Source organism: Lysinibacillus sp. FSL K6-4013 (assembly GCF_038630435.1).
Lineage (GTDB): Bacteria > Bacillota > Bacilli > Bacillales_A > Planococcaceae > Lysinibacillus > Lysinibacillus boronitolerans.
Map to the genome: position 1 here is coordinate 1,083,274 of NZ_CP152031.1, position 26,693 is coordinate 1,109,966.

Consider the following 26,693-nt stretch of genomic DNA (forward strand, 5'->3'; position numbering starts at 1 on the left):
CTTGCACGTGTCTGTTATAAATTAAGGGAGATATAGAGAATAAATGATAAAAGAACGTGGATTATTAATTGTTCTGTCTGGCCCCTCTGGTGTAGGTAAAGGGACAGTGCGAAAAGAATTATTTTCTCAGCCGAATACGAATTATGAGTATTCCATCTCGATGACAACACGAAATCCTCGCGAAGGTGAAGTAGATGGTGTAGACTATTTTTTCAAGACACGTCATGAATTTGAAGTGTTAATCGAACAAGGTGGCTTATTAGAGCACGCTGAATTTGTCGGTAACTATTATGGAACACCATTAGCTTATGTAAATGAAACACTTGATGCAGGTCGTGATGTATTTTTAGAAATCGAAGTGCAGGGTGCAGCACAAATTCGTAAAAAAGCACCAGATGCCTTATTTATTTTCTTAGCCCCTCCAAGTTTAACGGAATTAAAAGATCGTTTAGTTGGACGTGGGACAGAAACGGAGGATATCATTGCCAAACGAATCGCTACTGCAAGTGAAGAGCTTGAAATGATGAGCTTGTATGATTATGTTGTGGAAAATGATGAAGTGACGAATGCCTGTGATCGTATAAATGCGATTATTAAAGCCGAGCATTGTCGTAGAGAACGTGTTGAAAAAAGATATTTGTCAATGTTGAGAGGAGAATAAAACAATGCTATACCCATCAGTAGACGCTTTAAAAAAAGAAATCGATTCAAAATATTCATTAGTGAGCCTTGCTTCTAAACGTGCTCGCCAAATGCAAGAAGAGCAAGACACAGAACGCTTACACAAGTATGTTTCCCATAAATATGTTGGGAAAGCGCTTGAAGAAGTAGCGGCAGGTGTACTTACGAAAGTATCACAGGATGAGTCAACTGTGTATGAGGACGAAATCTAACATCATGTAAAGAGCTTTACTATGTTTACATGCATGCTAGTCTAGTTAGCAGTAGATTTTAATTATACAGAATGCCGAAAGCTCCCAGGGAATCCTTCTTTGGGAGCTTATCATTTGAAAGGACGACACCTAGCATGAATAAAAATATTTTACTTTGTGTTTCAGGCGGGATTGCCGTATATAAAGCTGTGGCACTTGTAAGCAAGCTCTCACAAGCAGGAGCCAATGTAAAAGTCATCATGACAGCCTCTGCTAGACAGTTTGTAAATCCATTAAGTTTTCAAGTGATGTCCAAAAATGATGTTTATTTTGACACGTTTGATGAAAAAGATTCAAGTGTGATTGCTCATATAGACTTAGCAGACTGGGCTGATTTAATTTTAGTAGCGCCCGCTACAGCAAATATAATAGGGAAAATGGCCAATGGTATAGCAGATGATATGATCACAACAACCCTGCTTGCTACGACAGCACCTGTATGGATTGCACCAGCCATGAATGTACACATGTACGACCATCCAGCGGTAAAACGTAATTTGGATAGGCTATCAGCTGATGGCTACAAATTTATTGAGCCTTCCGAAGGCTTTTTAGCATGTGGCTATGTCGGGAAGGGCCGTCTAGAGGAGCCAGAAAAAATCACTGCACTTGTACAAGATTTTTTTTCTGGAAAAACTACACCACTAACAGATAAAACAGTCATAGTGACTGCGGGTGCCCTACATGTACCATTGGATGAACAGCATGTAATTAGTCCACAGGCAAATGGAGCCATAGGCCGAGCTTTAGCACATGAAGCAAGAATGCTAGGCGCACATGTAATTGAAATAGAAAATTCTAATTTGTTTGATGCTATACAGCAACTGGAGGCTTATAAAATCCAATATCCTCAGGCAATATTGATCCATGCAGCAAATGTGCCGACTATAAAGGAAACGCCGATCATTTCGGTAGAAGGCATAAAAGCGATCACTTTCGGACAAAAAGTGCAAGGAACTCCAATGCTTAATATACTTTCTGAGAGATGGATTGATTTTAGTGAAAAAGCGCAGCTTAACGGACAGTTTTTGGCTACAATTAACCCACAACTTTTTGCTCAGACATTATGGTCATATATTATAAAGGGTGAGGAACAATGAGCTTCTTGATAGCAGAGGTCATTGTAGATGTCTCTACTTACCATGTAGACCGTCCATTTGATTATCAAGTACCTGTAGAATGGGTTAGTGTTATCGAATTAGGAAGTCGTGTTAAAGTGCCATTTGGTCCAAGGAATGTCCTGGGTTTTGTTGTTGGATTGAAGAAAGAAACAGATGTACCGTTAAATAAACTAAAGGCAATCAATCAAATTTTAGATATGGAGCCAGTCCTAACAGAAGAGATGTTGCGAATGGCGAAGTGGTTGAAGAACGATACGATTTGCTATGAAATAGATGCCTTGCAAGTGATGTTACCATCTGCACTTCGAGCCAAGTATGAAAAAATGATTAAGCTACAACAAGGTCAACAATTGCCACTAGAGGTACAGGCTATATTCGGGAAGCGTCAACGAGCAAATTTTAAAGAATTTGAGCGAGCAGGTTTACTACCCCTTTTGAAGCAATTGGTTGCAGAAAACATTGTTTCAATCGAAAATGTTGTGAAGCAACAGGGAAATGTGAAAGAAATTCGAATGGTTCAAATAACAGCAGACCAACAACTTATTGAACGTGCTTTAGAGCAATCATCCAGAGCAGCTAAACAACGGCTATTACTGCAATGGATGTGCCAACACTTAGGAGAGATTTTTACTCCCCAACAAATTTGTGACGAAGCAAGGGTCTCTATTTCAGTTTTAGAGGCAGTAATTGATAAAGGAGCTGCTCAATTTATTCAAGAGGAAGTATTTCGTGATCCATTTACGAAGGAAGTTTCACGTACACATGCCTTACAATTAACGAGTGAGCAGCAGGTTGCTCTCCAAGCTATTACTACAGCTATGGACCAGCAAATAGCGCAAACCTTTTTATTACATGGTGTAACAGGAAGTGGCAAAACAGAGGTTTATTTGCAGGCTATTCAAAAGGTATTAGAAGAAGGAAAAGAAGCCATTATGTTGGTACCTGAAATCTCTTTAACTCCACAAATGACCGAACGATTCCGCAGTCGCTTTGGTGAGATGGTTGCTGTGATGCATAGTGGATTATCTGTAGGGGAGAAATATGATGAATGGCGTAAAATCCAACAAGGCAAAGTGAAGGTCGTAGTTGGAGCTCGTTCAGCTATTTTTGCTCCTTTTACGAATATAGGGCTTATTATATTGGATGAGGAACATGAATCAACTTATAAGCAAGAAGATTCACCGCGTTATCATGCAAGAGATGTAGCCATCTGGCGTAGTGAATATTATAAATGTCCTATTATTTTAGGAAGTGCGACACCAGCATTAGAGTCATTTGCAAGAGCTAAAAAGGGCGTGTATACGCTACTCTCATTAAAACACCGTGCTTTACATCAGGCTTTGCCGACTGTTTTTATTGCAGATATGCGTGAAGAGCTGAGACAAGGTAATCGTTCAATGTTTTCTCAAACACTGATTGAGGCAATCCGTGCAAGACTTGAGAAAAATGAGCAAATGGTGCTGTTTTTAAATCGTCGTGGCTATTCTTCGTTTGTACTCTGTCGAGATTGTGGTACAGTCGTTCAATGTCCAAATTGTGATATTTCCTTAACCTATCATCGAACAACTGAAAAATTGAAATGTCATTATTGTGGTTACGAGGAACATGTTCCTCAAATATGTCCGCAATGTCAAAGTGATCATATTCGTTATTTTGGTACTGGTACACAAAAGGTGGAAGAGGAACTGTATAAATTGTTTCCTGAGGCAAGAGTAATACGTATGGATGTAGATACTACGAAGCATAAAGGGGCCCATGAAGAAATATTGGAGACTTTTGGGGCAGGGCGAGCAGATATTTTGCTGGGTACTCAAATGATCGCAAAGGGCTTGGATTTTCCAAATATAACACTAGTCGGTGTACTTAGTGCCGATACATCCCTACATTTACCTGATTACCGCGCAGCAGAGCGGACCTTTCAGCTATTAACACAGGTAAGTGGCAGGGCTGGGAGACATGACAAGCCAGGGGAAGTCATCATTCAAACGTATACACCTGAGCATTACGCAATTGAATTAGCTAAAACTCAGGATTATGAGCCATTTTATGAACGAGAAATGTTTTTACGTCGCCGATCCAACTATCCACCTTATTATTTTGTAGCTCTTATTCAATTATCCCATGAAGATGTCATGATGGCTGCTGAATATGCTGGTCGAGTGGCTGATTGGTTACGAGGAAACTTATCGAATCAAGTAGCAATTATAGGACCAACAACTGCGAGTATTGCTCGTCTTCAAAATAGATATCGTTATCAATGTTTGATAAAATATAAAATTGAACCAAATCTAATTCCAGTGTTACAACGTCTACTTGCCATGTATAGAGCAGAGTGGGTTAAACAAGGAATATTAATGACCGTAGATTTAGATCCGTCTACTATATAGTTAGCGTGTAATAATAGCACGATTATTAATAAAAGTATCAAATAGCTAGTGAACTAGCTTTAAAGCAGAAATGAGGAAATCATAATGGCAATAAAAAAAGTAATTGAAAACCCTGCAAACGTACTATCAACACCGTGTGCTGAAGTGACAGAAATCAATGATGAAATTATTACATTACTTGATGATTTATATGACACAATGGTGGAATATGATGGCGTTGGAATTGCGGCACCACAAATAGACGTAGGGTTACGCGTAGCAATTGTTGAACTAGGTGAAGAACGTGATATTTTAGAAATGATTAATCCAACTGTCGTTGAAACGGACGGAGCAGAAGTAGATATTGAAGGATGCTTGAGCTTTCCAGGGTTATATGGAGAAGTGGAACGTCCTAGTTATGTCAAAATTGAAGCATGTGATCGTGAAGGACGTGTTTATGAATTAGAGGCAGGTGGCTTTGATGCTCGTGCGATCTTACATGAAATTGATCATTTAGATGGCGTGCTTTTCGATTCAAAAATCAAGCGTATTGTTACTGCAGAAGAGCTAGAAGAAATGTACGCAGAAGAGGAGGAATAAAATGACATCTATCATTTTTATGGGGACACCTGACTTCTCCGCACCTATTTTGCGTATGCTACATGATGAAGGATATGCTATTAAGGCAGTTGTAACACAACCAGATCGTCCAGTAGGGCGTAAGCGAGTACTAACACCGCCTCCTGTAAAGGCAACGGCATTGGAACTTGGCATACCGATTATTCAACCCGAAAAATTGCGTGGCTCTGAGGAATTACAGCAAATTCTTGCTTTACAGCCCGATTTAGTAATAACTGCTGCGTTTGGTCAAATATTACCAAAAGAGCTATTGGATGCACCATCTCTTGGTTGTATTAATGTCCATGCCTCACTATTACCAAAATATCGTGGAGGTGCTCCAATTCACCAAGCCGTCATGGATGGTGAAAAAGAAACTGGGGTAACAATCATGTATATGGCAGAAAAGCTTGATGCGGGAGATATTATCTCTCAAAAAGCAATCCCTATTGAGGAAGATGATCATACTGGTGGCCTTTTTGATAAGCTAAGTAAGGTTGGGTGTGAATTACTTAAGGAAACACTTCCTTCTATTATAAATGGTACAAATAACCGTACAGTTCAAGATGAAGCACAAGTTACCTTTGCAAGTAATATTTCAAGGGAGCAGGAACGCATCGATTGGACAAACGATGCTACTACTCTGTACAATCAAGTGCGCGGTCTTCATCCGTGGCCTGTTGCTTATACGACTTTTGAGGATGGGAATTTTAAAGTATGGTGGGCAACGATTGGCAAAAGTAAACATGAGGCTAATCCAGGTACAGTGGTTGCCATTGACAAAGATCATTTTGAGGTAGCAGCTGGCAACGGAACAACTTTAGCATTATATGATGTGCAACCAGCTGGTAAAAAGCGCATGACCGCAGAGGAATATTTACGTGGGACAGGTTCTAAATTACAGATTGGGGACCAATTTAAATGAGTAAAAAAAGTGTAGTGATTTGGGATGGCAATGTACGAGATGCCGCCTTGTCAATTCTATTAGCAGTTGATAAAAATCAGGCCTATAGCAACTTATTGCTAAATGAAACAATTAAACGACATAAAATTGAAGCAAAAGATCGTGCTTTATTGACTGAAATAACGTATGGAACTTTACAGCATAAAATGACACTTGATTATTACTTAGAGCCATTTATTCGCGGTTCAATTGATCATTGGGTTCGCTGGCTATTAAGAATCTCGTTGTATCAAATCCATTATTTAACACGTATTCCTCCACATGCTGCGGTAAATGAAGCAGTAGAAATTGCCAAGCGTCGAGGACATCGTGGAATCGCCTCTATGGTCAATGGCATATTAAGATCCGTGTTACGCAGTGGAGTCCCTTCAACAGATGACATAGCAGATCCAATTGAGCGTCTTTCTATAGAAACAAGTCATCCAGTGTGGTTAGTTCAACGATTTGTTGATAACTATGGTCTGGCAGTAGCGACTGAGATGTTACATGAAAATAATAGACCGCCTGTGCAGACTGTTCGTGTTAATAAAACAAAAGCAACCGTTGAACAGGCTATTGTCGAGTTAAATTCAGAGGGTTTAACTGCCAAGCAAAGCGATGTTATACCAGAGTGCTTACACATTACAAACGGCCAACCAGCTCGTACGAAAGCCTTTAAAGAAGGTATGATTACTATTCAGGATGAAAGTTCAATGATACCTGCTAATGTGCTAAATCCATCTCCAGGTATGCGTGTCTTGGATATGTGCGCGGCACCTGGTGGAAAAACAACGCATATAGCCGAAATAATGAAAAATGAAGGTTCCATTTTAGCAACAGACCTTCATCCACATAAATTAGATTTAATCGACCATAATACAGAGCGTCTAGGGCTTGATATTGTTGAAACAGCCCCGATTGATGGAAGGAAAGCGCCTGAATTTTTACAAGCAGCGTCTTTTGATGCTATCTTAGTGGATGCACCATGTAGTGGACTAGGGGTTATGCGACGTAAGCCAGATATTAAATATACAAAGCGTGAGGAAGATTTAGAAAGTCTTCAAAAAATCCAATTAGCTTTACTCGATGCAGCCACAAAAGTATTGAAAACTGATGGCAAGCTTGTATACAGTACGTGTACAGTAGACATACAAGAAAACGAAGGTACAGTGCAAGCCTTTTTAATAGCACATCCAGAAATGGAAGCTATACAACTAGAGTCTTTACCAACAAAATTAGCGGAAAAGCAAGCTAATGGCATGCTTCAAGTCTTTCCACAAGACTTTGGCAGTGACGGTTTCTTTGTCGCCGCCTTTCGTAAAAAAGGAGAATCCAACTAATGGTGGATCAAGAGAAATTTAATGAACGTATTAACGATTTAGTCGAAGAAGCAGAAGAAAAGCCCGTTCGACGTGTAAAAAAAGAAAAGCCAAATTTAAAAGAATCCATTTATTCTTTACAACCTCATCAATTAGAAGAATGGCTAAAGGAAAATGGTGAAAAGCCTTTCCGCGCTGCTCAAATTTTTGACTGGTTGTATAATAAACGTGTAAAGACATTTGAAGAAATGTCAAACCTTTCAAAGGGATTACGCGAAAAGCTAACAGCAAATTTTGCATTATCCACACTCTCAACCATTATTAAACAGGAATCTAAAGATGGTACCATTAAATTTTTATTTCAACTACAAGATGGGTATTCAATAGAAACGGTATTAATGCGCCATGAGTATGGAAATTCTGTTTGTGTAACAACACAAGTAGGCTGCCGAATTGGCTGTACGTTTTGTGCATCCACTCTAGGTGGTTTGAAGCGACATTTATTAGCAGGAGAAATCGTTGAGCAAGTTGTCAAAGTGCAGCAAACTTTAGATGAATTGGGTGAGCGAGTATCCCATATTGTCATTATGGGTATTGGCGAACCTTTTGATAACTATGATGCAATGATGAACTTCTTAAAAGTGATCAACCATGAAAAAGGTTTAAATATCGGTGCACGTCATATTACAGTATCAACATCTGGTATTGTTCCGAAAATTTATCAATTTGCAGATGAACAATTACAAATTAACTTTGCTGTCTCTCTGCATGCGCCAAACCAGGAAGCACGTCAAAAGCTAATGCCAATTGCTCGTGCTTATAAATTAGAAGAATTAATGGAAGCTGTACGATACTATACTAAAAAAACAGGTCGACGAGTGAGTTTTGAGTATGGATTAATGTCTGGCGAAAATGATTCAGTAGAAATAGCAGAGGAGCTATCTGCATTAATTAAAGGAATTAAATGTCATGTCAACTTAATTCCTGTAAACTATGTACCAGAACGTGATTATGTTCGTACATCTCGTAGTCAAATTTTTGCTTTTGAAAAAACATTAAAGAAAAATGGTATTAACGTAACGATCCGCCGAGAGCAAGGTACAGATATCGCTGCTGCGTGTGGTCAATTACGTGCACAAGAGAGATCTGAAGAAACGAGGTGACCAGTATTGGAATACACAGTCGAAAGTGATATTGGTTTAAAACGATCCATTAATGAGGACCGTGCTGCATTCTTTAAACGTCCAGATGGGCTTGCACTAGCACTTGTTGCGGATGGCATGGGTGGTCATAATGCTGGTGATGTAGCAAGTGATATGGCAATCCAACAGATGGAATCCTTTTTTTTACAGGCAGACACACATCATTTTGTATCCACAACATCAAAAAAAGAATGGTTATTACAAACAGTTCAACAATTGAATAAAACAATATATGACTATTCTTTATCACATGAAGACTGTAAAGGAATGGGCACGACATTTATTGCGGTGTTAATCGAAGAACAACATTGCTTCATTGCACATGTGGGGGACAGTCGTGTGTATTATTTCTTTGAAGATGGTGCACAACAAATAACAAGAGATCATTCATATGTGAACGTCTTGGTTGAAAATGGTGAGATAAGCGAAGAAGAGGCTTTGACACATCCAAAGAAAAATTTCATCTTAAAAGCGGTTGGGACAGAGGAAACAATCGAACCAGACTTTTATGAAGTAGATTTAGCATCAGAATCGTATTTACTCATTTGTTCAGATGGACTAAGCAATAAACTAACAGTTTATGAAATGGCATCGATAATTACGTATCCAGATTCTATTGAGGAGAAGGGACGTAAACTTGTGGAATTAGCAAATGCCAGCGGGGGAGAAGATAATATCTCCCTCGTGCTATTAACAAAAAAGGATGAGGAGGTGTAAGAATGCTTGTAGGTAAAAGAATTAGTGACCGTTATAAAATTATAGAACTCATTGGTGGCGGAGGTATGTCCAATGTTTATTTAGCACACGATATGATCTTAAATCGTGATGTAGCCATTAAAATATTACGCTATGATTTTTCCAATGAGGATGAATTACATCGACGTTTTCAACGTGAGGCACTGTCTGCTACAAGTCTTACACATCCGAATATTGTTAGTGTTTATGATGTAGGTGACGATGGGGATCTACATTATATTGTGATGGAATATGTTCAAGGAAAAACATTAAAGCAGTACATACAAGAATTTGCACCAATTTCTCCTGCTAGAAGTGTGCATATTATGAAGCAATTAACGTCTGCCATAGCTAATGCCCATGAAAACCATATTATCCACCGTGATATTAAACCGCAAAATATTTTAATGGATGCAGAAGGTAATGTGAAAATTACGGATTTCGGTATTGCCATGACGTTAAGTGCTACATCGTTTACTCAAACAAACTCTGTGCTTGGTACAGTGCATTATTTATCACCAGAGCAAGCGCGCGGCGGTACAGCTACAAACAAATCAGATATTTACGCACTCGGTATTGTGTTATATGAATTATTAACAGGTGAACTTCCATTTTCTGGTGAATCAGCTGTTTCAATTGCTCTTAAGCATTTACAAGCCGAAACGCCTTCTGTCCGAGCTTTTGATGCAACGATTCCTCAAAGCTTGGAAAATGTAGTTTTAAAGGCTACTGCCAAAGATTCATCCCATCGTTATACTACAGTGGAAGAAATGTATGAGGATTTGGAAACCGTACTATCACCGTCTCGAATCAACGATCCCAAATTTGTCATCCCTGTGGATAATGATGTGACGAAGGCTATTCCCATCATTAAAGAGCAGATGCATAAAAAAGACGAAGATTTAACCAAAACAAGAGTTATTGAACCGATTATGGAAGCTAAAGCTCCTTCTCAACCACAGCCTAAAAAGCCTGTAGAAAAGCCAGTTCCCGTTAAGGCAAAGAAGAAAAATTGGCCAAAGTATGTTGCGGGACTATTTATTGCAGCGATTGTCATTTTCCTATTCTTTATTTTTGCAAAAGATTTATTTAGCCCGAAAAAAGTGGCTATACCAGATGTAGCAAATTTAACAATAGAGGAAGCGACAAAAAAATTAGAGGCAGATGGATTTGTTGTTGGTGAAGAGCATCAGGAGCGAAATCACGAGGAAATTGAAAAGGGGAAGGTTATTGAAACGGACCCTGCAAAAAATGCATTACGTGAAAAAGGCTCAGAGGTAGACTTAATCGTTAGTTTAGGTGTAGAGATGACGACTGTTGATAATTATGTAGGACAAAATTATAGTCAAGTTGAAGCTTTAATAAAAGGTAAATATAAGGATGTCATAAAAGAGGATGTTCCTTCTCGTGAACCAGAAGGAAGAATCATTGAGCAAAGCATACCGCCAAATTCTGAGGTAGTAGCGAAAGAAGAAACAATCACGTTTAAAGTTAGCCAAGGAGTTAGGATGGTAAGGGTTGAAAACGTTGTAAATTATACGAAAGCGGATATGGATGACTATGTGAAAAGAGTAGGTCTCAATTGGCGTATCTCTCGTGAAGAACATCATGAGACCATCCCAGCTGGCAGTGTAATTTCGCAATTGACAAAAGCGGGTACTATGGTAGAGGAAGGTTCTATGATATCTGTTGTCATAAGTAAAGGACCAGCGAAACAGCCTGATAAACTACGTCTCATACCTGTAGTCATTGAGTATAAACCTACAGAAGAGGGAATAGCCCAAAACATTCGAGTTGAAATTCAAGATAAAAATCATACATTGTCTGAACCAGTGGAAGTATTTGAAATTTTAAGTGATACGCCATACAACATTCAGCTTACAATTGAAGATGGCAAAGATGCGAGTTATAGAATAATCCGTGACTCAGAAATAATTTTAGAAGGCAAAGTTAATTATAAGGATGTCGATTAAGGAGGAATTGGATGGCGCAAGGCCAAATAAGAAAAGCATTAAGCGGTTATTATTATGTATTTGATGGACATCAACTGATTCAATGTCGAGGACGTGGGGTATTTCGTAACCGTGGCGAATCCCCACTTGTTGGCGATATTGTAGAGTATACAATGGAAACAGAAGGCTCCGATGGGACTATACAAAAGATTTTAGAGCGTCAAAATGAATTGGTACGTCCGCCAATTGCTAATATTGATCAAGGTATTTTGGTATTTTCCGTAAAGGAGCCAAATTTCAATACCATTTTACTGGATCGTTTTTTAGTTGTGTTAGAATCCTTCCATGTACATCCTATTATTTGTTTAACAAAAATGGATCTGCTAGAAAAAGATGAACGTGAGGAATTACAAAATTATATAGCAGATTATGAAAACATGGGCTATACAGTTTTGCAAACATATAAAGATGAAGAAGAATTAGTTGAACGATTACGTCCTATTTTAAAGGGAAAAACCACTGTTTTAGCTGGCCAATCGGGTGTTGGGAAGTCAACTTTGCTTAATACACTAATTCCAGAGTTGAACTTAAAAACGGGTATTATCTCCCAAAGTTTAGGACGGGGTAAACATACCACTCGTCATGTTGAACTGATAGAGGTCTGTGATGGTTTATTGGCAGATACACCTGGATTTAGTTCCTTTGATTTTGACGAAATTGAGAAAGAAGAATTAGGTGTATGTTTTCCTGAAATGGCTAGAGTGGCGGATGATTGTAAATTCAGAGGTTGCTTACACTTGAAAGAGCCTAAATGTGCAGTAAAGGCAGCAGTCGAATCAGGAGAAATTCGAGACTACCGCTACAAGCATTATGAACAATTTATGCAAGAAATTATGGATCGAAAGCCGAGGTATTAATGATGATACAAATAGCACCATCAATATTAGCAGCGAATTTTGCAAAGTTAGGTGAAGAAGTAAAGGAAGTAGAGCAAGCAGGTGCACAACTTATTCATATTGATGTAATGGATGGTCACTTTGTACCGAATATCTCATTTGGTTCCATTGTATTGGACGCCATCCGTCCTTTAACAAAGTTACCATTAGATGTGCATTTAATGATCGAAAATCCAGATCAGTATATTGAACAGTTCGCAAAAGCTGGAGCAGATTATATTACGGTACATGTAGAAGCATGCCGTCATTTGCATCGCACAATTCAATTAATCCGTTCCTTTGGTGTAAAAGCTGGTGTCGTATTAAATCCACATACACCGATAGAATCAATTCAACACATTTTAGAAGATATTGATATGGTATTATTAATGACTGTTAATCCTGGATTCGGTGGACAAAAGTTTATCCATTCTGTTGTACCTAAAATTGAAGCATTATCAACAATGATTAAGGAGCGAGGCTTAGATATTGCCATTGAAATTGATGGTGGTATTACTGCTGAAACAATTGTGCCATGTGCACAGGCTGGAGCGACAATTTTTGTAGCTGGGTCAGCCATCTATAGTAAAGAAGATCGAACAGCTGCTCTTCAAGAGATTTTACTTGCTGGCGAGGCAGCGATTAAAGGATGACGACAGTCGTTGTTTGTGCAGGTGGTCCAAAAAATGAGCTTTGTTCATTTTCATCGTTTCAGCAGCAACAGGATGTTGTGTTTATCGGGGCAGATCGTGGCGCATTATATTTAATTGAGCAGGGAATTACGCCTCATGCCATTGTTGGTGATTTTGATTCTTTAACAGATGAAGAATATCGACAGGTGATGGCACAAACCAATGATCAGCAACGTTTTCAAGAAGAGAAAAATGAAACAGACACGGATTTAGCTTTGCTTAAAGCCTATACGTTTGCACCAAAAGAAATTGTTTTGACAGGTGTGACGGGTGGGCGTTTAGATCATTATGAGGCAGCTGTTCGTTCTATTTATCGGTTACAAAAAGAGCATCCTCAAATTGAACTTAAGATAATCAATCATACTAATATGTTGCAATTTTTACTGCCAGGCACACATACAATTTATGCAGATAATCGATACCGATACTTGTCTTTTTTTGCTCACGAGGAGCCTATTCAAGGTGTAACATTACGACAAGTAAAATATGAAACAACGAATGAGGAAATTTCTTTAGGAACATCTCGATTTACAAGTAATGAAATAATAGGAACTTCAGGGTCTATATCTTTCTCGCAAGGCATATGTTTAATGATAAGAAGCATAGATTAGCGTAAGGGGGAGAGAGTCCTGAAAGTATATACGTTCCAATTGCCGAAATTCGTGAGTAGTATCACGCGTACGTGTATTAACCTATTTAAGAAAGATAAGAAAGTAAAAAAATCCGACTAATGTTAGTCGGATTTTTTACTTTCTTATAGAATACTAATCAAGAAAAAAATCGATTGCGCTCAATGCGAAATCGATTTTTTAGAAGCAGCGATTAAACGCGCTCGATTTTACCTGATTTTAATGCACGAGCAGAAACCCATACACGTTTTGGTTTACCGTCAACTAAGATACGAACTTTTTGAAGGTTAGCACCCCAAGTACGTTTGTTAGCGTTCATAGCGTGGGAACGGTTGTTACCAGTACGAGCTTTACGTCCAGTGATTACACATTGTTTTGGCATGTTGTATTCCCTCCTTACTGTTGATGCTGAAAGATTATTATTTCAGTTCGGTATTTCACATACCATAATAATTTAACATACGATGGCGTTCAGTGCAACAGTTTTCACATAACCTTTCAAGAAAAAAACCTTTACAGACAAAAAACGTTTATGAAAAGTAGAGAAGTTATTGGGGAATAGTTCTCCTATCCTTTTCCTCGATAACCAAGTTTCAGCGATACACGTCTACCAGTATCAACTAATCGCTCAATTAATGTATTAATATGATCTTGAGAGACATTAAAGTTTACAAAACCAATACTGACTGCTCCTATCACTTCACCAAAACCATCTAAAACAGAGACGGCAATGGAGGAAGTACCTGCAGTTCGTTCTCCGTGACTTATTGCATAGCCTTGTTGTCGAATTTGGTGAAGCTGTTCCTCTAATTCGGCCATTTCATCTTTAGTTACTAGTTGCTCTAGTATTTCTTTTGATTGTATCGCTGACATTGAGGCAAGTATGGCTTTATTGGCCGCTCCAATATGCATAGGTATGCGAATCCCTAGCTGATCATAAATACGAATCGGATTTGCTGCACTGTCTATCCGTTCTATAATAATCGTATCTAATCCAGCTGGTTTACTTAAATAGACGCTTTCTTCAACCTCTCTGGCTAATCGTTCTAACTCAGGTCTAATTTTGCTAATATAATCCATCGTATCATACACCTGTAAGCCAAGTTCCATCCATATGGTTCCAAGCCGATAATGTTTAGTCTGCTCATCTTGCTCAATCATCCCTTGTTTAATCATGGCTTTTAAAATTCTATGTAAAGTACTTAGCGGTAAATCGCATTTTGTAGAAAGCTCTGAAATGGACAAGCTACTGTCGTTTGCATCGGCAGCTAAAACCTTGGCAATGGTCATTGCCCGCTCTAATAATTGCATTTGTCCCACCTCCCTTCATCCTATTTTATTTTTAATCTCCATTTACGTCTAGTTCCAATATTCCCGAACGAATCTGTAGCCTAAACAAAGACTGTATTTTAATTCAAGAAAGCTTCAAAGGGATTCTTTTAATGAATGCGAATACAGCTCTTTTTCCAAGAGTGAATGCAATTTAGATTAAAAGAAAAATAAAAGTTTTCTAAATATATTGACAGTATAGCATAAAACGAATATATTCTTCATATAAACTTTCCTCTTAACGGAAACGTTTTCCACTACACGGAAATGAGGTGAAAGGAATGCATTATTGTTCATCAATGTATGCACCTTTGAAACACGTTATTGTAAAAGATCCAAAAGATGCTTTTCGAAGCCAAACACATCTTAGTGAGGAATGGAAAACATTTAACTACTTATCAGAGCCTAATTATGAAGAAGCTCTAAGCGAATACGCTGAATTTATTGGGATTCTTGAAAAGTATGTTGAAACCATTGATTATCTGCCAATAGCAGAAGAAGTAGGATTAGATTCTCTCTACGCACATGATCCAGTTAAATTCACACCAAATGGTGCCATTATACTGAAATCGGGCAAAAAATTAAGACAGCCAGAAGCAGGAGTATACAAGGATTTTTTACAGCAAAAGGGTATTCCCGTAATCGGTGAACTAACAGGTGAGGCAGTTTCGGACGGTGGAGATATTGTTTGGCTAGATGATCGAACGCTCGTTGTGGGCAGAGGTTATCGAACAAATGATGAAGCCATTCGTCAGTTAAAGGATATGACAGCCGATTTGGTAGATGAATTTATAGTTGTACAGCTACCACATGATCTTGGTGAAGCTGAGTGTTTACATTTAATGTCTTTCATAAGTATGGTAGACCAAGATTTAGCTGTTGTGCATTCGCGCTTAATGCCAGTATTTTTCAGACAACTGCTAATTGAGCGTGGCATCCAGCTAGTAGAGGTATCAAAAGATGAATACGATTCATTAGGTTGTAATGTGTTAGCGCTTGCACCAAGGGTCTGTGTAATTCCTCAAGGCAACAAAGAAACAAAGCAACAGCTACTTGATGCAGGAGCAACTGTGTATGAATATAAAGGCGATGAAATTACTGTTAAAGGAACAGGTGGGCCTACGTGCCTAACTTGCCCAGTAGTAAGAGGATAAAGGAGAAGATGAATATGTTTAAAAATGTTATTGTTAAAAATCCAGGTAATAGTTTTGTAAACGGTTTAACGACTAGTGATTTAGGAAAGCCCATTTTAGAAAAATTATTTGAACAACATGAACACTATGTAGAGGCTTTAAAAAAATGTGGTGTTGAAGTAACACAATTACCAGCAAATGAAGCATTTCCAGATTCAACATTTGTAGAGGATACAGCTGTATTAACAGCTGAATTTGCTATTATATCGAATCCTGGAGCAGCAGCTCGTAACCGCGAAATTGAAGAAATCGAACCAGCTGTAAAACAATTCTATGAAAAAATTTACTATATTAAAGGTTCTGGAACACTTGATGGTGGAGATGTATTACAAGCAGAGAAAAAGTTTTACGTAGGGATCTCAGATCGCACAAATGAAGAAGGCGCTCAGCAATTTAAAGAGATTGTTGAACAAGAAGGTTATGAAGCAACTATTATCCCATTAAAAGAATTCTTCCATTTAAAAACTGGAATTGCCTATGTTGGGAACAATCGTATGGTGCTAGCTGGTGAATTTGTCGATCATCCTGCATTTGAATCTTACGAAAAAATCGTGATTCCTAAAGAGGATGAATATTCAGCTAACTGTATTCAAGTAAATGATTATATTATTATTCCAGCTGGCTATCCAGAAACAAATCGTAAATTACTAGACCTGGGCTATCAAACTATTGAACTTGATATGTCTGAATTTAGAAAACACGACGGTGGTTTAAGCTGTTTATCATTACGTTTTTAAGTAAATCAAACTATACCCAATCAATTTAAAAGAGAAAATTGATTGGGTACTTTCATTCTTAAAATATCAGAATATTTAATATTTTTACATTATATGGGAAGTAGGGATGGATGTTGAATAAAGGGGATCAGCTTGACAATAATCAATTAAAACGTTCGATGAAAAGTCGTCACTTATTAATGCTTTCACTTGGGGGTGTTATTGGAACAGGCTTATTTTTAAATGTAGGCTATACCATTAATCAGGCAGGACCCGGAGGTGCACTGATTGGTTACTTGTTTGGTGGCTTAATTTTGTTTATGGTCATGAACTGTCTTGGAGAATTGGCTGTTTACATGCCTGTTACAGGCTCTTTCCAAACATATGCAACACGTTTCATTAGTCCTTCTGCTGGTTTTTCATTAGGTTGGATGTATTTTGTCGGGTCTGCTGCCACAGCAGGCGTTGAATTTACGGCTGCAGGTATTTTAATGCAGCATTGGTTTCCAAGTGTACCAATTTGGATATGGTGTGCTGTGTTTATGGTTCTTTTATTTGTCTTAAATGCTTTAACAACGAAGGGCTTTGCTGAAGCAGAGTTCTGGTTTGCTAGTATAAAAGTTGTTGCAGTGATTGCATTTATTATTATTGGTGGAGCGGCTATCTTTGGTTTCATTCCATTAGCAGATCGTCCTACTCCACATCTCACAAATTTAGCACCTTCTGGTTTATTCCCAGCAGGTATTACGATTATTTTTGTCACAATGATGAATGTAATTTTTTCTTATCAGGGATCAGAGCTGGTGGGTATTGCAGCAGGGGAGACCGAGAACCCTGAAAAAAATATTCCAAGAGCGATTCGTACAATTCTATTCAGAATCATCGTTTTCTATATTGCTTCCATTATTGTATTATCAGCAATATTCCCAGCATCAGAGCTTGGGCTTATGGAAAGTCCATTTGTCACGTTAATGAATTTAGCTGGTGTACCATATGCCGCTAGTATCATGAACTTTGTTATTTTGACAGCTATTTTATCAGTCGGTAATTCATGTTTATATGCATCAACACGTTTATTATTTTCCATGTCACAAGAGGGGATGGCGCCCAAGTTATTTGGTCGATTAACGAAAAATAAAGTACCTTTAAATGCGCTTATTTTTACGATGGTATTCTCACTCTTATCTTTATTAACTAGTGTAATGGAAGCCGATGCTGTATTTGTATTACTAATGTCGGTAGCTGGTATATCTGTCACAATTTCATGGATGGGGATTTGTGCTTCTCAGTTAATGTTCCGTTATCGCTATGTGAAGTCAGGAGGAAATGTGGCTGATCTAAAATTTAAAACACCACTATTCCCGTTGATTCCAGTATTTTGTATAATCTTTTGTGTTTTAATTCTAGTATTTTTAGCGTTTGATCCAACGCAAAGGATTGGTTTACTATACGGGATTGGCTTCTTTATTGCCTGTATGATCTTTTATCAATTGAAATTAAAAAAAGCGGCGACTGCTGCTACAGATAGCAAAAGTGAAGAAACACTAGAAGTTCGTTAATCGTACCACTAACGAATGGGAGTTAAAGGAGAATTTTATGAATGCTTTTATGTGGGATACACCTGAAAAACTACGTGCCCTATTATGTGAACTTGTGAGCTGGGAAAGCCGAACATTAACGGAGGGCGAAAATAAATTTGCCTATCAGTTAAAAGATAAATTGTTAACGCTTCCATATTTTGAAAAACACCCTGAGTTGATTGAATTACATGATGCAGGACTTGGCAGAAATGCGGTGACAGCCTTCTATAAGCATCCAACAGCAACAGAAACCGTTGTATTAATCAGTCACTTTGATACGGTGCATACGGAGGAATATGGTGAACTAGAGCCGTTAGCCTTTTATCCAGAAGAACTAACGAAAAAGCTCCTAGAACCTAAATACCTAAAAGACTTACCAGAGGCAGCCCGCATTGACCTGGAGTCAGGGAATTACTTATTTGGACGCGGCACAATGGATATGAAAATGGGTCTTGCCTTACACATGCAGCTGATCGAAAAGGCAAGCTTTGAGCAATGGCCGATTAATTTGATTTTAACGACGGTTCCTGATGAGGAAGTCAACTCTGCTGGTATGAGAGCGGCTGTTGTGGAACTGGTGAGACTACGTGAGCAGTATGGTTTATCCTATAAATTATTTTTAAATAGTGAGCCATCGTTTTCACAAGGGCCGTCAGATACGAATGAATATATTTATTCAGGTACAATTGGTAAAATCATGCCTGCTGCGCTGTTCTATGGAAAAGAGACACATGTTGGTGAGCCATTAAAAGGAATGACGGCTACCTTTATCGCCTCCTATATGACACAGCATATGGAGTGGAACCCCCTTTTCCGTGAAACAGATTTAGGTGAAAGCACACCACTACCTGTCTCTCTACAATTAAAAGATTTAAAAATGGAGTATTCTACACAAACACCATACCGTGCGGCGGCACTTTACAATGTCTTTTTATTAAAACGGACAGCGGCAGAGGTGATGGCTATTTTTGAGGAAGTTGCGTTACAGGCTATGGCTGCTTGCAATGCACACTATCAGGCCATTTGTACACGAGAAAATGTGCAGGGGGTGGGCAAGGTAAAGGTTTTACGCTATGAGGCCTTATTGGAGCATGCCATCCATAAGCTAGGGGCTGAAGAAGTTCAAGCGATTAAGCAGCAGGTGCAGCAGCATCGTGCCTGGGATGATCGTGAAAAATCCATTCGTATTGTGGATCAGCTCATGATTCGCTGTCAGGAATTAGCGCCTGCTACCGTCCTGTTATATGCACCACCTTACTATCCAGCCATTAATTCATCCAATCATCCATTAGTGAAACAGTCGATTGAATTAATGAAGCAAACAGCTCAAACCTTTGATATTGAGGTGGAGCAGATCCATTACTTTAACGGAATTTGTGATTTAAGCTATGTCAACTATTCAGATGCATCCAATGAGTGGCTAGCATTTGAACGGAACACACCAGTATGGGGCGATACGTATCATATTCCATTCAAAGAAATGACGGCATTACAAGGTCCTGTCTTAAATGTCGGTCCATTTGGGAAGGATGCCCACCAAAAAACAGAACGATTGCATGTGGATAGTGCGTTTAAAGAGATGCCTGTTATGATTGATACGCTTATTAAAAGTCTATTTTAGCTAGATAAATTTTTTGATATTTAATTGAATACAATGTAAAAAGTTGATGCTATAAAGGTATCAACTTTTTTATTTATCAGAAAAATTTAGATTGACTTGTATTTTTCATTATCATGACGATACATATAGGACATTATAATTATTTGAAAGTGGGCATGAGGAGCGAGCATGATGGAAAATCAAGAAAAAATAGCTTTTTTTATTCGCGAAGAAATGGTTCAGTCGAATTTAAAAGGGATGAGAATAGTTGCTTGGACACTCATGTATGTATCAGTCATTATTTCGGTAATACATTATGGAGAGGTATTTTTTGTGAAGGCGGAAAGAGCCATGGTTCCCGTCTATATTGCCATTCATATCGCCATGTTTTATATAGATGTTGCAGTATTATTGTTTATCAGAGAAAAGCGAATTCATATTACTCCTTTAAATATACAGAAGTATGAACGGTTGGTTGTTGTTTATATTTACACAATAATGCTATTGATTACTGCGATATCGGTATTGGATGTTTACTTTTTCCGTCATGCAGCATTGTATGAGGTTATTTTAATCATTATTTGTACAGTATTCGCATTACCTTTACGAAAAATTGTCTGGATTATTTTGCTTTCTGCATCAGCCATTATTGTGAGTGCATATATGAGTGCTGGAATATCGAGTGAAAATATAAAAATTATATTACCCATGTCATTATTAATACCTATTGGTGTAATGATTCAATATCAGACCTATAAGGTTCGTAAACAAATCCATATCCAGCATATTTTATTGAATGAGGAAATGACCAAAACGAAGCGACTATCAGAATTGTTGGCTATTAAAAATAATGAATTAGCAGAGCAAGCATTAAAAGATTCTTTAACGAATCTACCTAATCGACGTGCATTTAATCAAAAATTGAATAAGATAGCACAGCAACTTCATCAAACGCAACCTTTAACAGTCATAATGATTGATATTGATTGCTTTAAAAAATTTAATGATTACTATGGACATTTACAAGGCGATGCAGCAATTGTCAAAGTCGCCTCTCTATTGGAAGAAATTGCAGGGAAGTATGATGCATTTGTTGCCCGTTGGGGAGGCGAGGAATTTGTTATGATAAGCCAGCAGATTCACAAGTTTGCCGAACCTGTGTGTGAAGAAATTTTAGAAGGAATTCGACAACTTCATATTCCACATATACAATCTACTATTGCCCAACAAGTTACGGTCAGTATTGGCATGTGTCAGGCTAAAATCGCAAAAAATGAGCATTTACAAACATGTTGTGAATTAGCTGACCAAGCGTTGTATTTGGCAAAGCAAAACGGACGAAATAACTATTATTGTAAAATGGCCATATTTGATGAAGAAGCAAATGCGTCTATTTAAAGTCAGAAAACGTTGCTATGAAGCCTTTCAATACCCCCTTAGGTTGCTTAAATTATAACGGAAGTGTTACAATATAGTTTAGTCAAAAAGAGCCAAGGGGGCATTTCTATGTCAATTGAATTAAACAATGAATTCGGCCAAATTGATATTTCAACAGATGTACTTGCACAAATTGCTGGTGGAGCTGCTGTAGAATGCTACGGTATTGTTGGCATGGCATCTAAACATCAAATTCGTGATGGTCTAACTGATATTTTACGTAAAGAAAACTTCGCAAAAGGTGTTGTAATTCGACAACAGGACGACGATTTACATATAGATATGTACATTATTGTTAGTTACGGGACAAAAATTTCGGAAGTGGCTTATCAAGTACAATCGAAAGTGAAATATACAGTAGATAAAACATTAGGTATGAGCGTAAAATCTGTCAATATCTTTGTACAGGGCGTTCGTGTAGCGAATTAAGAGGAGGAAGTAAATCGAATGCAGTCTTTAGACGGTATAAAGTTTGCTGAAATGGTACAAATGGGTGCGCATCACCTTTACCAAAATGCAAATTATGTAGATTCATTAAATGTTTTCCCAGTTCCAGATGGTGATACAGGTACAAATATGAACTTATCGATGACATCTGGTGCAAAAGAAACAGAGCATGCTGCTTCAGAGCATATTGGTAAAACAGCACAGGCATTATCAAAGGGCTTGTTAATGGGAGCGCGCGGAAATTCAGGCGTTATTCTATCTCAATTATTCCGTGGCTTTGGGAAGTTTATTGAAAAAGAGTCAACAATTGATGCAAAGAGCTTTGCTGGAGCCTTCCAAGCAGGTGTCGATACGGCATATAAAGCTGTTATGAAGCCAGTAGAAGGAACGATATTAACAGTAGCACGTGAAGCTGCGAAAAAAGGTGTAGAAGTAGCAGAAACTGAAAACGATATCATTGCCGTAATGGAAGCTTTTACAGCAGAGGCAAAGGCATCGTTGGATCGTACACCTGACCTACTACCTGTTTTAAAAGAAGTCGGTGTGGTAGATAGTGGTGGTCAAGGCTTATTATTTGTGTATGAAGGATTTTTAGCTTCCTTGAAGGGTGAGGCTCTTCCTGAGAAAAATGATGCGACACTTGATGATTTAATCAATGCAGAACATCATAGAGCACAAGATTTCATGAACACTGCCGATATTGAATTTGGCTACTGTACAGAAATCATGGTACGCTTAGAAGATGGAAAAGAACCTTTTAATGAGGAACAATTCCGTAATGAGCTAAATCCTTTAGGTGATTCTTTACTTGTGATTTCAGATGAGGAAATTGCGAAGGTTCATATCCATTCCGAGCAACCGGGTTCTGTTCTATCGATTGGACAAAAATACGGTAGTCTTATAAAAATTAAAGTCGATAATATGCGTGAGCAGCATTCAGCAATCGTGGGTGAAGAACATAAAGCGCCAACGCCTACCAAAAAAGTAGAAAAGCATCCGTATGCTATTGTCACGATTGCTATGGGTGAGGGTGTAGCAGATTTATTGCGCTCTATCGGTGCTTCCTATGTCATTGAAGGTGGTCAAACAATGAATCCTTCAACTGAAGATATCGTGAAAGCTGTACAAGAAATCGGGGCAGAAAAAGTATTAATCTTACCGAATAATAAAAATATAGTGATGGCAGCAGAGCAAGCGGTTGAACTATTAGAAATTGATGCAGCAGTTGTTCCTACTAAGACGATTCCTCAAGGAATGGCAGCGATTTTAGCGTTTAATCCAGAGGCGGCTGTTGATGTAAATAAAAAAACAATGTCAGACGCATTTGCAAATGTGAAGACAGGTCAAGTTACCTATGCAGTGCGTGATACATCTATAGATGGTGTTGAAATTCGCAAAGATGATTTTATGGCATTGGCAGAAGGTAAAATTGTCCTTTCTACACCAGCACTAAAGGATGCAGCTGAAAAAGTAATCAAGGATTTAGTCGATGAAGATGCTGAGATTGTTACAGTCATTTATGGTGAAGATACAACCGAACAAGCTGCATCTGAGTTGGTAGCTTTCATAGAAGAGAATTATCCAGATGTAGAAGTTGAATTATTTGATGGCAAACAAGGGTTATATCCATATATTATTTCAGTAGAATAATTACATGCTACTTTGCTATTCCGTAAAGAAAGCAGTGCACAAAACGTGTACTGCTTTTGTTTATGCTACAAAGAGAATGTTGGATTAAATTTATTAAAAACGTACTAAATATGAATAATTCAATGTGCGTACCCACAGGATATAAAATTTGGAAATATTGGAATGTCAACGCTTTTATAGTTGTGTATATATGGTGCGGACAATAAAGAAGCATAAATATTTACTATAAATTATAGTAGTGGTAATTTTCTGAAAGTTGATAAATTAAATGCTTTACTTTTATAGTAACTATCAAGCATGATATAAATAAAAATAAATATTATTATACGAATAGAATAGAGGGGTGTTTGTATGAAGTTTACTTCAGTATTTGATATTATTGGACCAGTCATGATTGGGCCTTCCTCCTCTCATACGGCAGGAGCAGCTCGCATCGGGCGTGTTGCAAGGGATTTATTTGGTAGACAACCTAAATGGGCAAAAATTCATTTATATGGATCATTTGCAGAAACGTATAGAGGGCATGGTACAGATGTTGCGATTGTAGGAGGCTTATTAAATTACGATACATTTGATGATCGTATTAAAACGGCATTTGAAGATGCCAAAAAAGCGGGATTAACTTACGAATTTATTCCTGAAACAGCTAATACGGAGCATCCAAATACGGCTCGACTTGTCATTGGAGACGATGAAGGGGAAATGTCAGTAGTCGGTATTTCGATTGGTGGCGGAAAAATTGAAGTTAGTGAAGTCAATGGCTTTAAGTTACGTTTAACTGGTGGCATGCCAGCTATTCTTGTTGTTCATGATGATCGTGCAGGCTGTATTGCCAATGTAGCCAATTGCTTGGCAATGCATGAAGTCAACATTGGGCATATGGAGGTTTCACGTATCGAACGTGGTTTAACTGCTTTAATGGTCATTGAAGTTGATCAAAACATTGAGGATAAGGTGCTACAGCAAATATCTTTAATTCCATATATTACAAAGGTCTCAAAAATTAATAACTAAGGAGGTGTCCCGTGATGGACGTTTTATTTCATAATGTTCGTGAACTTGTTGAACGAGCAGAGAAAGAAGAAAAATTAATATCAGAAATTATGATTGAACAGGAAATATTGATCACAGGTAGAACGCGTGAAGAAATCATCCAGCAAATGGATCGAAATCTGACGGTAATGGAAGAAGCAATTGAACGTGGATTACAAGGTGTGCAATCAGTAACAGGTCTAACTGGTGGGGATGCCGTATTGCTTCAAAATTATATTGCGCAAGGAAAGTCACTTTCAGGTGACTTATTATTAGATGCAGTAAGTAAAGCGGTTGCAACTAATGAAGTAAATGCGGCAATGGGCACAATCTGTGCAACACCAACAGCAGGTTCGGCGGGTGTAGTACCAGGAACACTATTTGCTGTAAAAAACAAACTAAATCCAACACGTGAGCAAATGATTCGTTATTTATTTACGTCAGGAGCATTTGGATTTGTGGTAGCTAATAACGCTTCCATTTCTGGAGCTGCTGGCGGATGTCAGGCAGAGGTTGGGTCAGCTGCAGGTATGGCTGCTGCTGCTATTGTCGAAATGGCTGGAGGTACGCCACAGCAATGTTCAGAAGCATTTGCCATTACACTAAAAAACATGCTAGGTCTTGTCTGTGATCCCGTAGCTGGCTTGGTTGAAGTACCTTGTGTTAAACGTAATGCAATGGGTGCATCTAACTCTCTTGTAGCAGCGGATATGGCACTTGCTGGTGTAACAAGTCGTATTCCATGTGATGAAGTAATTGGTGCTATGTATCGCATCGGACAATCTATGAGTCCTAATCTTAAAGAGACGGCACGAGGCGGTCTAGCAGCAACTCCAACAGGTAAGGCGATCAGTAAAGCCATTCTTGAAAATGGTGGCTTACAGAGTATTAAAGCCCTTCAATAAAAACAAGAAACATGCTATCTGAATAGGTAGCATGTTTTTATGTTGGTTTCGTTAAGAAAGATTTTAGTATAATGAAATAAGTACAAGGAATAGTGGTGGCAAGTCATCTGCATAGGACCTCAGGGGAATTTTTCTTATGTAGAGCGTTAAAGGAAAATAAAAGGAGTTTTTTTAGTGGAAATAGATTTGCAATATTTAGCAAAACAAGCAATAGAAGATCGACGTTATCTTCATCAATATCCAGAGCTTTCTGGTCAGGAATTTGAAACAAGTCAATTTATTCGCAAAAGATTAGAGCATCTTCAAATAGAAATATTAGCGTATGATTCCCCAAACGTAGTAGCTATGGTTCAAGGGACAAAAGGTACAAAGACGATTGCTTTACGGGCCGATATAGATGCATTACCGATAGTTGAAGAAGGTGATAAGCCATATATCTCCCAAAAGCCAGGAGTGGCTCATATGTGTGGACATGATGGTCATACAGCCATCTTATTAGCAGTTGCAGAATGGATAGCTAGAAATAAGAAAGAAATTGAGCCAAATATAATGCTTATTTTTCAATCAGCTGAGGAAATTACACCAAGTGGAGCAGATTATTTAATTCAAAACGGCGTTCTAGAAGGTGTCGATGCTATTTTTGGTATCCATTTATGGCAGGGTTTAAAGAAGGGGAAAATTGGATTAACACATGGACCAATGATGGCCTCTGTTGATGATTTTGAAATTGAGATTCAGGGTCATGGTGGACATGGCTCAATGCCGCATGAAACGATTGATCCAATCTATATTGCAAGCCATTTAATGCAAGCCTTTCAAAGTATCATTAGTCGAACTATTAATCCTATAGATGCTGGCGTTATAACAGTAGGCAATATCCAAGCAGGAACAACGTATAACATTATTCCAGACACAGCAAAATTAATAGGAACGATTAGGGCATTAACACCAGAAACCGTAGCTACGATTCAAACGAAGATGGTGAGTTTAACAGAAGGGATTTGCCGTTCGTTTGGAGCGGAGGGGAAAATCGACTTTATTATAGGGACACCTCCACTTATCAATGATCCTCGGCAATCTCGCTTTGTGGAATCTATTGTTTGTGAAGAATTTGGGAAGGATGTATTTGAGCTTGTCGATCCAGTTATGGGTGGTGAGGATTTTTCCTATTATCTAAAGCATAAACCTGGTGCATTTATATTTGTCGGAATGGGCGGTGAGAAAAGCCAATATCCTCATCATCATCCAAGGTTTGATTTAGATGAAGATGTTTTCCCTGATGCCATAAAGCTCTTCATTGATATTATTATGAAATATAAATGATGTAGTTTAACCCTATCAATCATTGGTAGGGTTTTTG

General features: G+C 38.2%; 26 protein-coding genes. 24 read left to right on the forward strand and 2 right to left on the reverse strand.

Annotated elements, in window-relative coordinates; translation table 11 throughout:
* The first annotated feature begins 43 nt into the window (after positions 1-43).
* The 14 genes from gmk to spoVM all read left to right on the forward strand — a co-directional run bounded on the left by gmk (position 44) and on the right by spoVM (position 13,546).
* The gene (gene gmk, locus MHB39_RS05085) at positions 44-661 is read left to right on the forward strand and encodes a guanylate kinase (RefSeq protein ID WP_004227379.1); all 618 of its coding nucleotides are present in this window, start codon (positions 44-46) and stop codon (positions 659-661) included.
* A gap of 4 nt (positions 662-665) precedes the next feature.
* The gene (gene rpoZ / locus MHB39_RS05090) at positions 666-893 is read left to right on the forward strand and encodes a DNA-directed RNA polymerase subunit omega (protein WP_004227380.1); all 228 of its coding nucleotides are present in this window, start codon (positions 666-668) and stop codon (positions 891-893) included.
* A gap of 134 nt (positions 894-1,027) precedes the next feature.
* Entirely contained in the window at positions 1,028-2,032 is a 1,005-nt protein-coding gene (coaBC, locus tag MHB39_RS05095; protein WP_279494114.1) for a bifunctional phosphopantothenoylcysteine decarboxylase/phosphopantothenate--cysteine ligase CoaBC, read from the forward strand.
* Positions 2,029-4,440, forward strand: coding sequence for a primosomal protein N' (gene priA, locus MHB39_RS05100; protein WP_342545961.1), 2,412 nt, complete (start codon positions 2,029-2,031; stop codon positions 4,438-4,440). The genes coaBC and priA overlap by 4 nt, the downstream gene beginning before the upstream one ends.
* Positions 4,441-4,524: 84 nt before the next feature.
* Positions 4,525-5,019: a peptide deformylase gene (gene def / locus MHB39_RS05105; RefSeq protein WP_016993576.1), complete on the forward strand. Its 495-nt coding sequence runs from the start codon at positions 4,525-4,527 to the stop codon at positions 5,017-5,019.
* Position 5,020: 1 nt separating this feature from the next.
* Positions 5,021-5,962, forward strand: a complete 942-nt coding sequence (gene fmt, locus MHB39_RS05110) for a methionyl-tRNA formyltransferase (RefSeq protein ID WP_016993575.1) — start codon at positions 5,021-5,023, stop codon at positions 5,960-5,962.
* On the forward strand, positions 5,959-7,320 hold the full coding sequence (gene rsmB / locus MHB39_RS05115) for a 16S rRNA (cytosine(967)-C(5))-methyltransferase RsmB (protein ID WP_342545962.1): 1,362 nt from the start codon (positions 5,959-5,961) through the stop codon (positions 7,318-7,320). The genes fmt and rsmB overlap by 4 nt, the downstream gene beginning before the upstream one ends.
* Positions 7,320-8,462: a 23S rRNA (adenine(2503)-C(2))-methyltransferase RlmN gene (rlmN, locus tag MHB39_RS05120; protein ID WP_342545963.1), complete on the forward strand. Its 1,143-nt coding sequence runs from the start codon at positions 7,320-7,322 to the stop codon at positions 8,460-8,462. The genes rsmB and rlmN overlap by 1 nt, the downstream gene beginning before the upstream one ends.
* A 6-nt stretch (positions 8,463-8,468) precedes the next feature.
* Positions 8,469-9,218, forward strand: coding sequence for a Stp1/IreP family PP2C-type Ser/Thr phosphatase (locus MHB39_RS05125; RefSeq protein ID WP_036077180.1), 750 nt, complete (start codon positions 8,469-8,471; stop codon positions 9,216-9,218).
* Between the two features lie 2 nt (positions 9,219-9,220).
* A complete protein-coding gene (gene pknB, locus MHB39_RS05130; RefSeq protein ID WP_342545964.1) occupies positions 9,221-11,209 on the forward strand; it encodes a Stk1 family PASTA domain-containing Ser/Thr kinase in 1,989 nt (662 codons plus the stop codon).
* An 11-nt stretch (positions 11,210-11,220) separates the two neighbouring features.
* Positions 11,221-12,105, forward strand: a complete 885-nt coding sequence (gene rsgA, locus MHB39_RS05135; RefSeq protein ID WP_342545965.1) for a ribosome small subunit-dependent GTPase A — start codon at positions 11,221-11,223, stop codon at positions 12,103-12,105.
* Positions 12,106-12,107: 2 nt separating this feature from the next.
* Positions 12,108-12,776, forward strand: coding sequence for a ribulose-phosphate 3-epimerase (gene rpe / locus MHB39_RS05140; RefSeq protein ID WP_026023442.1), 669 nt, complete (start codon positions 12,108-12,110; stop codon positions 12,774-12,776).
* Positions 12,773-13,426 (forward strand): thiamine diphosphokinase, encoded by a 654-nt coding sequence (locus MHB39_RS05145; RefSeq protein ID WP_016993569.1) that lies wholly within the window; start codon positions 12,773-12,775, stop codon positions 13,424-13,426. Before rpe ends, MHB39_RS05145 begins: the two co-directional genes overlap by 4 nt.
* Positions 13,427-13,444: 18 nt before the next feature.
* Positions 13,445-13,546 carry a stage V sporulation protein SpoVM gene (gene spoVM, locus MHB39_RS05150; RefSeq protein WP_099805045.1) on the forward strand — a complete coding sequence of 34 codons (102 nt, stop codon included), beginning with the start codon at positions 13,445-13,447 and terminating at the stop codon, positions 13,544-13,546.
* 91 nt (positions 13,547-13,637) lie between these two features.
* Here spoVM and rpmB read toward each other — a convergent pair whose 3' ends face one another.
* Both rpmB and MHB39_RS05160 read right to left on the reverse strand, forming a co-directional pair.
* Positions 13,638-13,826, reverse strand: a complete 189-nt coding sequence (gene rpmB / locus MHB39_RS05155; RefSeq protein ID WP_004227417.1) for a 50S ribosomal protein L28 — start codon at positions 13,824-13,826, stop codon at positions 13,638-13,640.
* Between the two features lie 185 nt (positions 13,827-14,011).
* Positions 14,012-14,755 (reverse strand): IclR family transcriptional regulator, encoded by a 744-nt coding sequence (locus tag MHB39_RS05160; protein WP_016993568.1) that lies wholly within the window; start codon positions 14,753-14,755, stop codon positions 14,012-14,014.
* Between the two features lie 299 nt (positions 14,756-15,054).
* Here MHB39_RS05160 and MHB39_RS05165 point away from each other — a divergent pair, with 299 nt between their 5' ends.
* The 10 genes from MHB39_RS05165 to MHB39_RS05210 all read left to right on the forward strand — a co-directional run bounded on the left by MHB39_RS05165 (position 15,055) and on the right by MHB39_RS05210 (position 26,656).
* Positions 15,055-15,927, forward strand: a complete 873-nt coding sequence (locus MHB39_RS05165; RefSeq protein ID WP_016993567.1) for an arginine deiminase family protein — start codon at positions 15,055-15,057, stop codon at positions 15,925-15,927.
* A gap of 14 nt (positions 15,928-15,941) precedes the next feature.
* Complete coding sequence (locus MHB39_RS05170) at positions 15,942-16,703, forward strand: arginine deiminase family protein (RefSeq protein ID WP_081977486.1); 762 nt, start codon at positions 15,942-15,944, stop codon at positions 16,701-16,703.
* Positions 16,704-16,813: 110 nt separating this feature from the next.
* A complete protein-coding gene (locus MHB39_RS05175; protein ID WP_016995626.1) occupies positions 16,814-18,241 on the forward strand; it encodes an amino acid permease in 1,428 nt (475 codons plus the stop codon).
* A gap of 37 nt (positions 18,242-18,278) precedes the next feature.
* Positions 18,279-19,883 (forward strand): M20/M25/M40 family metallo-hydrolase, encoded by a 1,605-nt coding sequence (locus MHB39_RS05180; RefSeq protein ID WP_258859573.1) that lies wholly within the window; start codon positions 18,279-18,281, stop codon positions 19,881-19,883.
* 168 nt (positions 19,884-20,051) lie between these two features.
* The gene (locus MHB39_RS05185; RefSeq protein ID WP_342545967.1) at positions 20,052-21,260 is read left to right on the forward strand and encodes a diguanylate cyclase; all 1,209 of its coding nucleotides are present in this window, start codon (positions 20,052-20,054) and stop codon (positions 21,258-21,260) included.
* 108 nt (positions 21,261-21,368) lie between these two features.
* Positions 21,369-21,728, forward strand: coding sequence for an Asp23/Gls24 family envelope stress response protein (locus MHB39_RS05190; RefSeq protein ID WP_004269431.1), 360 nt, complete (start codon positions 21,369-21,371; stop codon positions 21,726-21,728).
* A gap of 18 nt (positions 21,729-21,746) precedes the next feature.
* Entirely contained in the window at positions 21,747-23,396 is a 1,650-nt protein-coding gene (locus MHB39_RS05195) for a DAK2 domain-containing protein (protein WP_036080531.1), read from the forward strand.
* 351 nt (positions 23,397-23,747) lie between these two features.
* The gene (gene sdaAB, locus MHB39_RS05200; RefSeq protein WP_036080529.1) at positions 23,748-24,410 is read left to right on the forward strand and encodes an L-serine ammonia-lyase, iron-sulfur-dependent subunit beta; all 663 of its coding nucleotides are present in this window, start codon (positions 23,748-23,750) and stop codon (positions 24,408-24,410) included.
* Between the two features lie 14 nt (positions 24,411-24,424).
* Entirely contained in the window at positions 24,425-25,333 is a 909-nt protein-coding gene (gene sdaAA / locus MHB39_RS05205; protein WP_036080527.1) for an L-serine ammonia-lyase, iron-sulfur-dependent, subunit alpha, read from the forward strand.
* A 174-nt stretch (positions 25,334-25,507) separates the two neighbouring features.
* Positions 25,508-26,656, forward strand: coding sequence for an amidohydrolase (locus MHB39_RS05210; RefSeq protein ID WP_036080525.1), 1,149 nt, complete (start codon positions 25,508-25,510; stop codon positions 26,654-26,656).
* Positions 26,657-26,693 lie beyond the last annotated feature (37 nt).

Excerpts from the sequence above, each read along its gene's own strand:
- sdaAB (WP_036080529.1), top strand. The coding sequence starts at position 23,748 with ATGAAGTTTACTTCAGTATTTGATATTATTGGACCAGTCATGATTGGG.
- MHB39_RS05145 (WP_016993569.1), top strand. The coding sequence starts at position 12,773 with ATGACGACAGTCGTTGTTTGTGCAGGTGGTCCAAAAAATGAGCTTTGT.
- MHB39_RS05165 (WP_016993567.1), top strand. The coding sequence starts at position 15,055 with ATGCATTATTGTTCATCAATGTATGCACCTTTGAAACACGTTATTGTA.
- MHB39_RS05160 (WP_016993568.1), bottom strand. The coding sequence starts at position 14,755 with ATGCAATTATTAGAGCGGGCAATGACCATTGCCAAGGTTTTAGCTGCC.
- rsmB (WP_342545962.1), top strand. The coding sequence starts at position 5,959 with ATGAGTAAAAAAAGTGTAGTGATTTGGGATGGCAATGTACGAGATGCC.
- priA (WP_342545961.1), top strand. The coding sequence starts at position 2,029 with ATGAGCTTCTTGATAGCAGAGGTCATTGTAGATGTCTCTACTTACCAT.
- def (WP_016993576.1), top strand. The coding sequence starts at position 4,525 with ATGGCAATAAAAAAAGTAATTGAAAACCCTGCAAACGTACTATCAACA.
- coaBC (WP_279494114.1), top strand. The coding sequence starts at position 1,028 with ATGAATAAAAATATTTTACTTTGTGTTTCAGGCGGGATTGCCGTATAT.
- MHB39_RS05175 (WP_016995626.1), top strand. The coding sequence starts at position 16,814 with ATGTTGAATAAAGGGGATCAGCTTGACAATAATCAATTAAAACGTTCG.
- fmt (WP_016993575.1), top strand. The coding sequence starts at position 5,021 with ATGACATCTATCATTTTTATGGGGACACCTGACTTCTCCGCACCTATT.
- MHB39_RS05195 (WP_036080531.1), top strand. The coding sequence starts at position 21,747 with ATGCAGTCTTTAGACGGTATAAAGTTTGCTGAAATGGTACAAATGGGT.
- MHB39_RS05170 (WP_081977486.1), top strand. The coding sequence starts at position 15,942 with ATGTTTAAAAATGTTATTGTTAAAAATCCAGGTAATAGTTTTGTAAAC.
- rlmN (WP_342545963.1), top strand. The coding sequence starts at position 7,320 with ATGGTGGATCAAGAGAAATTTAATGAACGTATTAACGATTTAGTCGAA.
- rpmB (WP_004227417.1), bottom strand. The coding sequence starts at position 13,826 with ATGCCAAAACAATGTGTAATCACTGGACGTAAAGCTCGTACTGGTAAC.
- gmk (WP_004227379.1), top strand. The coding sequence starts at position 44 with ATGATAAAAGAACGTGGATTATTAATTGTTCTGTCTGGCCCCTCTGGT.
- pknB (WP_342545964.1), top strand. The coding sequence starts at position 9,221 with ATGCTTGTAGGTAAAAGAATTAGTGACCGTTATAAAATTATAGAACTC.
- rpoZ (WP_004227380.1), top strand. The coding sequence starts at position 666 with ATGCTATACCCATCAGTAGACGCTTTAAAAAAAGAAATCGATTCAAAA.
- rsgA (WP_342545965.1), top strand. The coding sequence starts at position 11,221 with ATGGCGCAAGGCCAAATAAGAAAAGCATTAAGCGGTTATTATTATGTA.
- MHB39_RS05185 (WP_342545967.1), top strand. The coding sequence starts at position 20,052 with ATGATGGAAAATCAAGAAAAAATAGCTTTTTTTATTCGCGAAGAAATG.
- sdaAA (WP_036080527.1), top strand. The coding sequence starts at position 24,425 with ATGGACGTTTTATTTCATAATGTTCGTGAACTTGTTGAACGAGCAGAG.
- MHB39_RS05190 (WP_004269431.1), top strand. The coding sequence starts at position 21,369 with ATGTCAATTGAATTAAACAATGAATTCGGCCAAATTGATATTTCAACA.
- rpe (WP_026023442.1), top strand. The coding sequence starts at position 12,108 with ATGATACAAATAGCACCATCAATATTAGCAGCGAATTTTGCAAAGTTA.
- MHB39_RS05180 (WP_258859573.1), top strand. The coding sequence starts at position 18,279 with ATGAATGCTTTTATGTGGGATACACCTGAAAAACTACGTGCCCTATTA.